Origin of the sequence: Mixta mediterraneensis (genome assembly GCF_014946725.1) — a bacterium.
In the GTDB taxonomy this organism is placed as follows: domain Bacteria; phylum Pseudomonadota; class Gammaproteobacteria; order Enterobacterales; family Enterobacteriaceae; genus Pantoea; species Pantoea mediterraneensis.
This window is the reverse complement of record NZ_JACFXY010000001.1, coordinates 19,378-31,746: the sequence shown is the minus strand read 5'-3', so window position 1 is coordinate 31,746 and position 12,369 is coordinate 19,378. Positions and strand designations below refer to the sequence as shown.

Here is a 12,369-nt window from a genome sequence, read left to right as displayed (position 1 = left end):
AACATGACTTCAGCGATACAGCAAAAATACGGGAATAGCGCTTGCTCTTAATTTAGTTCCTATGGGTATACCCACTGCTGCGCGTGAATATAGGTAATGCTCCCAACTTACTGATTTAGTGTATGATGGTGATTTTGAGGTGCTTGCGTGGCTTCCATTTCCATCAGATGTCCTTCCTGCTCCGCTACTGAAGGCGTGGTGCGTAACGGCAAAAGCACTGCCGGACATCAGCGCTATCTCTGCTCTCATTGCCGTAAAACATGGCAACTACAGTTCACTTACACCGCCTCTCAGCCCGGTACGCACCAGACAATCATTGATATGGCCATGAATGGCGTCGGATGTCGCGCCAGTGCACGCATTATGGGCATTGGCCTCAACACGGTTTTACGTCACTTAAAAAACTCAGGCCGCAGTCGGTAACCTCGCGCATACAACCGGGCAGTGATGTGATTGTCTGCGCTGAAATGGACGAACAGTGGGGCTACGTCGGTGCTAAATCACGTCAGCGCTGGCTGTTTTACGCGTATGACAGGATACGGAGGACGGTTGTGGCACACGTTGTCAATACCGATCGAATTCTGACCCACCCTGCCAAAGTAAAACTGACCCACCCCCTTTGAATCATTCGAGCGTTGTTGCTTTCGTTTTCTTCTGGAGTTGACCGCTTTTCAGCTTATCTTTCAGTCGATAGCTTTGGCCGCTGATTTGGGCGATATGCGCATGGTGAAGCAGCCGATCCAGCATCGCTGCCGTCAGTGTCTCGTCATCACCAAACGTTCCGGACCACTGCGTAAACGGCAGGTTGCTGGTCAGGATCACGCTGCCTGACTCATACCGTTTAGCGACTACCTGGAAGAACAGGTTCGCCTCCATTTTACCGAACGGCAGATATCCCACTTCGTCGATGATCAACAGCTTAGGTTTACCTACGACGCGGTTCAGGTAGCCCTTCAGGTCACCCTGACGATGTGACGCCATCAGTTGCAGCATCATGTCGGCGGCGGTAATGAACCGAATGCTTAAACCCGCCATCGCGGCCTTATAGCCAATGGCGGTCGCCAGGTGCGTTTTGCCGACGCCAGAAGGCCCGAGCAGGACAACGTTCTCCTGACGTTCGATAAATGTCAGACCCGCCAACTCCTGGATCTGACTTCGTGGAACGCCACTGGCATAGGCGTAATCGAACTGCTCCAGTGTTTTTATCACCGGCAGGCCTGATAACCGCAAAATGGTCTGGCGACGCCGTTCGTTCTGGCCATCATGCTGGAGCTGCAAAACGGCTTCCAGGAAGTCGGCATGCGTGCCGCTGTTGTCGATGGTCGCCTGTGCCACACCCGGCCACTCTGCCGGCAGGCGGTCGAGCTTGAGTTGCTCGCAGAGCGCGGCAATACGATCATGTTGAAGGTTCATGCTGGCACCTCGAGCAAGGCCTGGTACGTTGCCAGAGGATGTTGCAGGCTCTCGGTCGGCACCGGACGCTGGCTGAGCGCTGGGACAGGTGCAGGCAATGCCAACGTGACCTTCGGTAACGGCAATAGCGCAGCACGCTCGCGCGGCATGCGCTGCTCAGGCGGTACGCCTGTGGTGCCATGCACTCGTGTGTTCGCGACGGTGACCAGCCACTCGCCGATGCGTGTGTTGGCAGCAGGTACATCCAGTACCAGCCCGGCCTGCCGGAAGGTCGCGGTAAGAGGCACGATAAAGCTGTTCTTGAGGTAATGGTTAAACCGCTCAACCTTACCCTTGGTCTTGGCGCGATAGGGTCGGCAGACCTTGGGAGTAAAGGCATACTTCTCGGCGACGTGCATCAACTGCGGGTTCCAGCGATGCTTACCGGGGCCGTAGACATCGCGCTCAATGATGATGGCCTTGGCGTTGTCGAACAGCAGCTGATGCGGCGTCCCGCCGAAGAACCTGAGCGCAGACTCAATGCCGTCACACCAGGCAGCGGAGTCCTGGTTGCTGTAAAACTTGACGAAAGTCGCGCGGCTCCAGCCCAGCGTGGCGACAAAGGCCAGCAATGGGTTATGACCGAGTCTGATGATGGTGAAATCAACTTGCATCTGAAAGCCAGGCTCGGTCTCGAAGCGTGTTACCTCTTCAGTGACGGGCTGCTTAATGGGGTGCAGGAAAGCGGTCAGCATGCTGTAACCACCCTCGTAACCACGCTGACGGATCTCGCGCAGCAGCACACTGGCGGGTATCCAGAGGGGCCTGGCAGCGGCCACGCGCTCAAGGATATAGGTCTTGAACGGGTCAAGCTTGCAGGGGCTGGGTGCGCGAGGCTTGTAGCGCATATCCGCTACGGGCAGCGGGCTACGAATATATCTGCGAACGGTCTCACGAGAGCATGAAAGCTGGCGCGCGATGGCGCGTATCGACATGCCCTGACGGTGTAAAACACTAATCTCCACTCTGGTCTCCAATGTCATCATTGGCAGTGCCTTAAAACTGCCATTTTTACCCTAGGTGGGTCAGATTTACATCGGCAGGTGGGCCAGTTTTACATCGGTAGCGACATGAAGGGAAAGCTGCACGTTATCAGCAAGCGTTACACTCAGCGCATTGAGCGACATAACCTGAATCTGAGACAACATCTGGCAAGGCTGGGACGGAAGTCACTGTCGTTCTCAAAATCGGTGGAGCTGCATGACAAGGTCATCGGACATTATCTGAACATAAAACACTATCAGTAAGTTGGAGTCATTACCGAAGATCTCTCTCTCCGTCTTGTTCGGCAATTTTCCACAGGCGGCACGCGTGAGTCTGGAAGGGTTGTTTGCAATATCTGTAGGTTTAAAACTTTAATATTGGTTTCTGACCTAAAGATGAAATAACGAGTGAAACAACAATCAATCAGATAGTTAATATATTAACAGGGGGGCTTGTTCAGGGGCGAATTTTTAGTTGGATACGCAACTCTTACTCAAGGTGTGCTTAACAGTATGGTCCTGGGCGCTGTTTTAGGTACTGGATATTCCTTTATTTATGACCATGCACAAAAAGCATCTGAAGGTAGTCATAATCCGGTATATCACGGAGTGATATAGCGTTTATGGTGAGAAAATACAATCGACTTTTTTGAGCGTCCTAATTATGAATCACGGCGCCAAACATCCGCCACAGCTGCAGGTTACCTTTAGTTTAGTTTGAAAAAAGTCTGTTTCGTCAGTTTTTTTAAAGAAAAGCGGGTTTGTGGAACTCTTATTCAGCACATGAGTTTGGCGCAATAGATTATTTTTTTGCTATCCGATGCAGGCTGTCTGATAACAGTTTTGTTTGTTGTAATTTGGCCTGCCAGGGCACCTGCAAAACGCAGGCGGCTGCCACACAGGATGTATTAGTCGGATTGGCATCAGGGATCAGCACTATAACCCTGGGCGTTGTGGTTGCTCTCGTCGCGTCACTGATAACGCCTCGTAAACCTTCAGCAGTTGCGTGCCCCGTTTGCGATTAACCGCCTTAGCCATGCCCCGTTTAAAGTAGCTGGTCGGGGTCAGGCAAGTGCGGAGCAGGGTCTTAATGTGGCACTGAAAAGCAGAATCTACCGGAACGGAAAGCTCTGCCTGCCGGGGGTAAATATAGCTGTCTGGGGCTCACTGTTATGCAGGTTCATGTTTGCAAATGATGGGAAATATACCGAGGTTTACAGAGCTGGCGTAACGGAAAATACATGACGTATCTGAGCTGCACTGCAAGGAAAAACCTACGCATTGCTAATAGGCTGCGTACGTCGATAATTTGCTTGCGTATAGAGTGAAATAAAGAAAATAAGGGGGATTATTCGTCAAAGGACATGAAACAGTAATTTAGCGTGGTGATGTTAGGTTTTTTCAGGAAGTTAATGATCCTCTTATAAAGGAATAAAGAGTAGGTTAATGTGAATAGTGAAAAAAATAATCTCTTTCGCTTTGATCTGAAAGGGCACCCTGGCGCGGTTTCTGTTCTGTTAGCACTGCCATTTTTTGGGCAGGCTGCAGAAATCAGCATGAAGAATGGGGCGGTCACTTCATCAAATAATGTGCCTGTTATTAATATCAATAAAGCTAATGATAAAGGGCTTTCTCACAACGTTTACGATAAGTTAAACGTTGATAAAAATGGCTTGATCTTTAATAACAGCATTGCTGAATCCAATACAACGCTGGCCGGTAAAATTCAAGGTAACAGTAATTTAACCTCCGGAACGGCTAAAGTCATTCTTAACGAAGTGACATCAAAAAACCCCACTGCCATTAACGGCATGATGGAAATTGCGGGTGATAAAGCTGATTTAATTATCGCCAATCCGAATGGCATTACGGTGAGCGGCGGCGGTGCAATTAACACCGGTAAGCTGACGCTCACCACAGGGACGCCAGATATTCAGAATGGCCAGTTGGCGGGTTATTCCGTTAATGGCGGCACCATTACCCTGGGTCAACTAAATAACGCCAGCCCGACAGAAATTTTGTCACGCAACGTTGTGGTCACGGGTAAGGTCACCGCCAGCGAACTGAACGTGGTGGCGGGTAATAATTATGTCAACGCTGCAGGCCAGGCAACCGGCACAGTTACCGCATCTGGCGTACGTAATGCCAACAGCATTGATGTTGCTGCGCTGGGCGGTATGTATGCGAACAAAATCAACCTAATCAGCACTGAAAATGGCGTGGGGGTTCGCAACCAGGGCGTTATCGCGGGTGGCGTTAATGGTGTACATATCGACTCAAAAGGCCAGCTGCTGAACAGCAACGCACGCATTGAGTCTTCTGGCCAGATTAATATCAAGACCAAGGGTGCACTGAATAACACCACAGGAGCCATTTCCTCTGACGGTTCCATTGCGCTTGATACCAATAATAATTTCCTGATAAATAGCCGCTCAGGCAATATTTCAACCCGGGGGGATCTCTACGTCAAAAGTGGCGCTCTCGACAACACGAACGGCAAACTGGCCGCCAGTGGCACGCTGGCGGTTGATACCAGTAACAATACTTTGATCAACTCAGGAAAAAGGAAAAAAGTTGGGATTGAAGCGGGCATCGTGGCATTAAAAACCGGTACCCTGAATAACAGCAATGGCCAGATCCAGGGCGGCTATGTTGGTTTTGAGTCTACTGCTATCAACAATAATAATGGTTTAGTCGATTCCCTCGGGAATATTGATATTGCCAGTGCAGGCAATGTTGACAACAACAAAGGCTTGATCCGTTCTGCGGGGGGTTATACAAAAATTTCCGCCAAAGGAACGGTAAACAATGTTGCGACCAAAACGGCAGATACCGCCAGTAATGACTCTTTAGGCATTATTGCTGAGAAGGGGGTGCAGATTGCGGCTAATAACATCAATAACAATGGCGGGCAGATGGCGTCGAATGGCGATGTCTTCCTGGAAAGCAATGGTGCTATTGATAACTACGCTGGCAAGCTGAACGCCTCTGGCAAGGTTATTGCTAAAGGCGGCTCCCTGCGCAACGACCAGGGCGGTATCGCCGGTAAAAGCGGCGTCAGCGCAGCGGTGACAGGCAATATTACCAACTACATTGGCGTCATTAGTTCTGAAGAGGGCGATGTCGCATTAGGAGCCAATGCCGTTAATAACTACGGCGGCTTCATGATGGGTCAGAATATTGTCATCAATGCCAACGCCGAGATGAATAACAACACCGCGCTGATAGTTGCCAACAAGACGTTGACCGTGAACGCAAATAACCATATCGATAACCGTAATGGTGAGAATTTCGGTAACGCGTTTGGTCTTTATTTTGGTATGCCGCAGCAAAAGGGTGGAATGATCGGTAAAGAGGGCATTTCACTTACCGGGAGCAATATTTACAACAATAACAGCCGAATTGTTGCCGAGAAGGGGCCGTTGAATCTGCAAGCGAAAGGCAGCGTTGATAATACCTGGGCATTACTCATGAGCGGAGCCGATGCCATCATCAAAACAGGCGGGGGGTTCTATAACAACTACGCTACGGCCTACAGTAAGGGCAACCTGAATATCGACACCGCGTATCTGGAGAACTACAGTAACGGCTCGCTGATCGATAATAACGCGACCGGCCTTATCGCTGCAGATAAAAATCTTGTTCTGAACATTAACGATAATTTCACGAACTACGGCTGGATCAGCAGTCTGGGCGATGCGGCTTTAAACGTTCTGAAAGGGACCTTCTATAACCGTAATACGCTGGCATCAGAGAAATCTCTGACAATTAACGCGCTGAACGGTATTGAGAACTTTAAAGATATCTCCGCAGCAGGTGATCTGGTTGCTAAGACCCAGCGTTATGTGACAAACAATAGCAACAGCAATATGGTGGGGAATAACATCACCATTACGGCGTTTAATAACATTAATAACCAGGGAAATATTGTTAGCGATGCAGATATGACCATTAAGACAAAGGGTGATCTGTATAACTCTCTCAATATCATTGGTTATGGTGACGTTGCAATCAGCGCTAATAGTATCAACAACAATAACGCTAACATTAAAGCGACCGGTGATATATCGCTAACCACTACCGCACATGTTAGAAACAACCGCGGCAGTATCAGATCCCTGATGGGCAATCTGAGCATTGAGGCGGCAAAAGGTAATGTTGATAACTATAGCGGTAAAATTCTCTCTGCGGGGGCTATCGACATCAAGACTAACGCGTTGAATAACGACTATGGTCAGGTTGCGGGTTATAGCGATATCGACCTTGCGTTAATGGGAAACTTTGATAGCTTCAGAGGATCAGTCCTTTCTCAAACGGGCGACATCAGGCTTGCTGCAAACTCCGTTGATAACAATTACGGCTTTATTGCGGGTAAAAATGTCGCTATCGAATCTAAATCAGGCGTGTATAACAACACTGCGATGATCGCTGCGAATCAGAAACTGACCGTTACCGCGGCGGGGAATATTGAAAACCGTGATGGGAACAACTTCATCCGTCAGTTAGGCGAATACTTTGGTGTTTCCGGTGATGTTGGCGGCATGATCGGCAAGGATGCCCTCTCCCTTGCTGGACAGAATGTTTATAACAACAACAGCAGCATGATCGCGGAAAACGGTCCGTTAAGTTTGGTAGCAAAAGGGATCTTCGATAATACGCGAGCCTTGTTAGTTAGCGGTGCTGATGCGGTCATCAAAGTTGCGGGCGCTTTCTATAACAACTACGCGACCACATATAGCGCGGGTAATCTCGACATGACCCTGGCGTATCTTGAGAACAACGGTAACGGGAGTTTAGCTGACAATACGGCAACTGGCGTTATTGCTTCAGATAAGAATTTAAATCTGAATGTTGATAACAGTGTCATCAACTATGGTTGGATCAGTAGCAAAGGCGATCTGAACTTCAATGTTCTGAAAGGCGTTTTGTACAATCGTAACGCCATCTCTGCATACAATGTGCTGGCAATTAATGCCCTGAATGGCGTTGAGAATTTTAAAGACATCGTGGCGGGCAGCAGCGTTAAGATTGATACGCAGAGACATGTGATGAATAACACCGGGAGCAATATTCTCGCACAGAACATCGCGATCAATGCCGGCACTGACATTAACAACCGCGGTAATATTGTGAGTGATTATACTCTGATGGTGAAAACTTCTGGAAATATATATAACTACCTGAATATGCTCAGCTATGGCGTAGCGGGTGTCACTGCGGACAATGTGAATAAGAACCTATCCCAAAAGGATTTTATTCCAGACAATGATGCTGCAAGCAAAATGCAGCATCGCCTCGTAGTTTTCGACTTTCTTCTCCCATCGCGTCAGTATGCGGCGAAAGCGATTCATCCAGCTATGCGTTCTTTCCACAACCCAACGATGAGCCCTGAACTCGCTGTTTTTAATTGCCTCAGACTCCTCTTTCCCCGACTGGATATGAGGTTCATAACGACGAGCTTTCAAACAAATTTCCACCCATTCAGCCTCATAGCCTTTGTCCATACACAGATGCAGCCTGCGACCCGGCCTGCCGGTCTGTAGCGCGTCCAGCGTATCTTCAACCAGTTTTATGTCGTGGGTATTTGCCCCTGCGACAGCCAGCGAGAGCGGAAGCCCGTTCCCGTCGGTCATCAGGCTCCGCTTTACTCCCTGCTTCCCCCTGTCAGTCGGGTTGCGACCTGTTTTTTTGAGCCTGCAAGGGGCGATTTTGTCATGCAGCCATCCATCGACAACCATGACCAGTCAATGGCATCCCGCTTCTCGCAGGCAAGCAGCCCGTTTTGCCAGAAGCGTTCAAATACTCCAGCATCCCGCCATTCCTGAAAGCGGCGGTGGGCTGAGCTGGATGAGCAAATATCCGTGGCATTCAGGGCATTCCATTGGCAACCGGTTCTGAGCACAAAGAAAATGGCGTTCATTGCGGCACGATTATCAACACGTCTACGATGCGTGCCCAGCGGATGGTGGGTTTTATGTTCCGGGAGAAGTGGAGCCATTTTCTCCCAGAGTTCATCGCTGATCTGCCACTTGTTGCCCGCCATACTTCGCCCTCAAAAATTGCCATTATTTACGATCTGACAATTCCTTTTGGGATAGGTTCTAACAGTGGTAAAGATGCGATTTTCGGTGGTTTAAAGGGTATGGAACTGATTGCCCGTAAAGTCACAAATACCGGTACTGTTGTTGGTATTTAATTTACAGGCTGTAATAAAAGGCAGCAGTTATAATCTGATAGTACCAGATCAGAACGGTATCCTGCTGCCTTTCTTTCTGAGAAAGTAAATGGAATTACGATTAAAAATATTTTCGTTATTATTGGTATGCTTTTATGCCCATGCTGATGATGGTGTTAATCACCTGATCAAGCAGCAACAGAATGCCGATCTGAGTGCATTTAAAGAGCAGAAAGTGTATCGTCAGGATGTTTATTCCAGTCGCGAAAATAAAGTGTTCAGGCTGAATGATCTGCCAAAAGAAGAGAACTGTTTTACGATTAACGCGCTTATTCTTGAACACGATTTTTTAAAGCGTAAAACTGACAGGGCGATTAAAAAAGAGATTCTGGGACGCTGTGTCGGCAGTATCGGCGTGGTAAAAATTGCTACCGCGTTGCAGGATTATTATATTGATGCTGGTTATATTACCACCCGCGTCACGCTTCCTTCGCAGGATATCTCTTCCGGCACGTTGATGCTTAACGTGGAGGCAGGGAAAATAGAAAATATCATCGTTGAGAATGATGATATTAATCCGTGGATGTTACCGTTTGAGAAAGAAGACATCCTGAATATCCGCGATATTGAGCAGGGGCTGGAAAACCTTCAGCAAGTGCCCGACGCCAATATAAAAATCAATATCGAGCCAGGTACAAAGCATGGCTATAGCACTGTCCGTATTAATACTCATCGCGCGAAAAACTGGCGCGTGAGGGCAAGCTATAACAACTGGGGCAACAAAGCGACAGGACAAAACCTGACCTCAGTGGTGGGCTATTTATACAACACGGCCCGCTTTAGCGACCTGTTTTATCTGGCCGGGACACGAAGCACAACCGGACAATATGAGAGTGTTAGCGGCTATTATGCACTCCCGTTGGGCTACTGGAACTATTCGTTTTTTTACAGCAGCAGTCAGTCGCGCCAGATTATCCCACTTAGCTACATCTCGCTAGAATATGCGGGTAAGAGTGAATACTGGAGCGCAAAAGCATCACGCACGGTTTACCGCGATAAAACCCGAAAATTGACCGGTAACGCTGAGCTTATTCGTCGAAAGTCTGGCTATAAAATTAACGGTGAAGCGCTGGTGCTACAAAAACGTAATATGGATAACGTGAAATTTGGCGTTAACTACAAGCAGCAGCTGGAGAATGCGTATTGGGATTCGACATTTTCATGGCAGCGTTTCCTGACGTGGTTCGGCGCCGAAAGGACGCCCGGTATGGCGTATGGTGACGTCAGCCCGGTGAGTCAGCTTTTCAATATTGAAAGCAGTTATTCGCGCCAGCTTGGCAATAATATTTACAGCGCTACTTTTTTTGCGCAATACGCGCCGCGAGAACTGACCTTACAGGATCAGATAACCATTGATGAACGCTGGAGCGTGCGTGGCTTTGAAAATAGCGTTGGTCTGACCGGTAATAGCGGTTATTACATGCAAAACACGCTCTATCATCCGGTCAGTTTTATGAATGCCAGTTACTATTTCGGCATCGATGGTGGGCAAATAAGGAAAGACAGTATTTATGGTGATGAATTCATTATTGGTGGAGCGGCTGGCATTCAGGGTAATGTGAAAAGCCTGACCTATGATGCTTCGTTTTCTATGCCGGTGAAATATCCTGGAAGCATGGATGTAAATAAATTTAATTTTAATCTTAACTTGTCTTTTCAGTTATAAACAAGGATGAGCTGCATAATGCGTATTGGTACGGATATTGTTGAAATTGCCCGAATAAGCCGGGCGATAAATAACTGGAAAACAGATTTTTTGTATCGTGTTTATACCGGGCAGGAAAGAATGAAAATTAACACGGACGACCCCAGTACCGAACGCGCGGCGGGTTTATGGGCGGCAAAAGAGGCGGCAGTAAAGGCGCTTGGGTGTGGCTTCCGTAACGGTATTACCTTTCACGATGTCGAAATTACCCATGACGACTACGGTTGCCCGCATTTTATTTTTAGCGGGCGGGTAAAAGAGCTGCTGGCAGAAAAAGGCATTATGAATAGCTCGCTGAGTATTTCACATTGCCAGGCTTATGCAACAGCAGTTGCCATACTTTATTAACTTAACTGATTGTGAATATTATGTATCAATATAACGACCTCAAAGAAAAGTCGGTTCTGGTTACCGGTGCCAGTGGTGATATTGGCCTGGCGATCTGCGCTAAATTTTTGGACCAGGATTGCAATGTTTATGCGTTGTATAAATCGAATGCAACGCAGTTAGCCGAACTAAAAGAAACGCATCCGGCAGGTAATAAACTTTCGTGCATTCAGGGCGACCTTGCCGATCCGCAGAGCGTTGCTGCGCTCTGTGCTCATCTGACAGAAGCAACCGGCAAACTGGATGTTCTGGTGAACAACGCCTGGATAGTGAAAGACAATTTGTTTACCTCAATGAGCTTCGAGGATTTTAGCCAGGTGGTGGACACCAACCTGTTCAGTGTTTTCCGTCTGACAAAAGAGGCGCTGATGCTGCTTCGTTCCGCTGAAAGTCCGGCCATTGTCAACGTTGCCTCGATTGCTGCCATCATCCCAAGCGTGGGACAGATGAACTACAGCGCGTCCAAAGGAGCAATTCTTGGCTTGACCCGCACCCTGGCGGCCGAACTCGCGCCTTATGGCGTTCGCGTCAATGCCGTTGCGCCAGGAATGATTGAATCAAAAATGGTGAAAAAGGTCTCTCGCACAGTGGTTCGCAGCGTAACCAGCTCAATACCGCTACGCCGTCTGGGCAAATGTGATGAAGTGGCGAATGCCATTGTCTACTTATGCTCTTCAGCTTCCAGTTATATTATCGGTCAAACCATCGTTATCGATGGTGGCCTGGTCATGCGGTGATGTATGTCTAAATATATTATCCCTTCAAAGATTTTTCTGGAAATGGGGGGCTGGCGTCAGCCTCTGCTGATGGTCGACAGAATTGACGATTTTAAATACGGTGAGAGCGGATTTGTGAAGGTGACGAAACATATCACTTATAACGAACCTTATTTACTGGGGCATTTCCCGGACGATCCGATTATGCCTGGCGTGATTATTTCCGAAATTTTTGGTCAGGCCAGCGAATATTTCTCATTTCTGACAGATATTTGTGACATCTACCAGACCAGATTTAATGAAGAAATAAAATCGCTGCGCGATATTTATACCCGCATTAAGACCGATGAAATGCTGGAGATTATCCGTACGCGCCGAGCTCAGGTACGTGGTGTGCTGGCCGCTCAGAATCTTAAATTCAAAGATATCGCTTATCCTGGCGACTCGATTGAAGTGACCAGCAAATTAGCGTTTTCTGATGCCCACGGCTTTAAGCATTATTCCGTAACGGCAAATGTCGGGAAGCGGCTGATTAGCCACGGAACAATTATTAATTTTCGCGAAACCAAATAACCCCTGCGAGAGTAAAAATGTCAGCTATGAATAAAGATATTGAACAGCGCAAAGCTGTGCTGCTTACTATTAAAAGCGAGATTATTCAGCGTCTGAATATTCAACGTGATGAGTTGCAGATTGATGATGATACAGCGCTGTTCGGCAATGGTTTAAAACTGGATTCCGTCGATGCCACGGAAATAGTCGTGATGCTGGATAAAGTATTCGGCTTAAAAGTCGGTGAAGGCGATGATCCTTCTTATATGAGAAGTATCAATAGCCTCGCCACATTTATTATCCAGAAGCAAAACGCGTAATTAAATTTTATGACTAACA

The 12,369-nt window shown here is 48.0% G+C and carries 8 protein-coding genes and 3 pseudogenes; 8 read left to right on the top strand and 3 right to left on the bottom strand.

What is annotated here, in order from left to right; all coding sequences use genetic code 11:
- Positions 1 to 147 precede the first annotated feature (147 nt).
- Positions 148 to 587, top strand: a pseudogene (locus H2P46_RS00155) (IS1 family transposase); the annotation flags it as partial.
- Positions 588 to 624: 37 nt separating this feature from the next.
- Here H2P46_RS00155 and istB read toward each other — a convergent pair.
- Both istB and istA read right to left on the bottom strand, forming a co-directional pair.
- On the bottom strand, positions 625 to 1,413 hold the full coding sequence (istB, locus tag H2P46_RS00150; protein ID WP_193403211.1) for an IS21-like element helper ATPase IstB: 789 nt from the start codon (positions 1,411 to 1,413) through the stop codon (positions 625 to 627).
- Positions 1,410 to 2,438 carry an IS21 family transposase gene (gene istA, locus H2P46_RS00145; protein WP_193403210.1) on the bottom strand — a complete coding sequence of 343 codons (1,029 nt, stop codon included), beginning with the start codon at positions 2,436 to 2,438 and terminating at the stop codon, positions 1,410 to 1,412. The genes istB and istA overlap by 4 nt, the downstream gene beginning before the upstream one ends.
- 78 nt (positions 2,439 to 2,516) lie before the next feature.
- Here istA and H2P46_RS00140 point away from each other — a divergent pair.
- Together H2P46_RS00140 and H2P46_RS00135 are read left to right on the top strand one after the other, a co-directional pair.
- Positions 2,517 to 2,699: pseudogene (locus H2P46_RS00140) on the top strand (IS1 family transposase); the annotation flags it as partial.
- A 1,292-nt stretch (positions 2,700 to 3,991) separates the two neighbouring features.
- Positions 3,992 to 7,672 (top strand): annotated as a pseudogene (locus H2P46_RS00135) (two-partner secretion domain-containing protein); the annotation flags it as partial.
- Here H2P46_RS00135 and H2P46_RS00130 read toward each other — a convergent pair.
- Positions 7,673 to 8,478 (bottom strand): IS5 family transposase gene (locus H2P46_RS00130; protein ID WP_193403474.1). Its coding sequence is split into 2 segments (ribosomal slippage): positions 7,673 to 8,125 and positions 8,128 to 8,478, totalling 804 coding nucleotides; the frame shifts between segments, so codons are not numbered across the junction. It lies immediately after the preceding pseudogene.
- Between the two features lie 241 nt (positions 8,479 to 8,719).
- Between H2P46_RS00130 and H2P46_RS00125 the strand changes: the two genes are divergently transcribed.
- The 5 genes from H2P46_RS00125 to H2P46_RS00105 are packed head-to-tail and all read left to right on the top strand — an operon-like array spanning position 8,720 to position 12,350.
- The gene (locus tag H2P46_RS00125; protein ID WP_193403209.1) at positions 8,720 to 10,336 is read left to right on the top strand and encodes a ShlB/FhaC/HecB family hemolysin secretion/activation protein; all 1,617 of its coding nucleotides are present in this window, start codon (positions 8,720 to 8,722) and stop codon (positions 10,334 to 10,336) included.
- Positions 10,337 to 10,354: 18 nt separating this feature from the next.
- A complete protein-coding gene (gene acpS / locus H2P46_RS00120; RefSeq protein ID WP_193403208.1) occupies positions 10,355 to 10,723 on the top strand; it encodes a holo-ACP synthase in 369 nt (122 codons plus the stop codon).
- Between the two features lie 20 nt (positions 10,724 to 10,743).
- The gene (locus H2P46_RS00115) at positions 10,744 to 11,499 is read left to right on the top strand and encodes an SDR family oxidoreductase (protein ID WP_202987300.1); all 756 of its coding nucleotides are present in this window, start codon (positions 10,744 to 10,746) and stop codon (positions 11,497 to 11,499) included.
- A gap of 3 nt (positions 11,500 to 11,502) precedes the next feature.
- Positions 11,503 to 12,051, top strand: a complete 549-nt coding sequence (locus H2P46_RS00110; protein WP_193403206.1) for an ApeI family dehydratase — start codon at positions 11,503 to 11,505, stop codon at positions 12,049 to 12,051.
- A 17-nt stretch (positions 12,052 to 12,068) separates the two neighbouring features.
- Positions 12,069 to 12,350 carry an acyl carrier protein gene (locus tag H2P46_RS00105; protein WP_193403205.1) on the top strand — a complete coding sequence of 94 codons (282 nt, stop codon included), beginning with the start codon at positions 12,069 to 12,071 and terminating at the stop codon, positions 12,348 to 12,350.
- Positions 12,351 to 12,369: the final 19 nt, after the last annotated feature.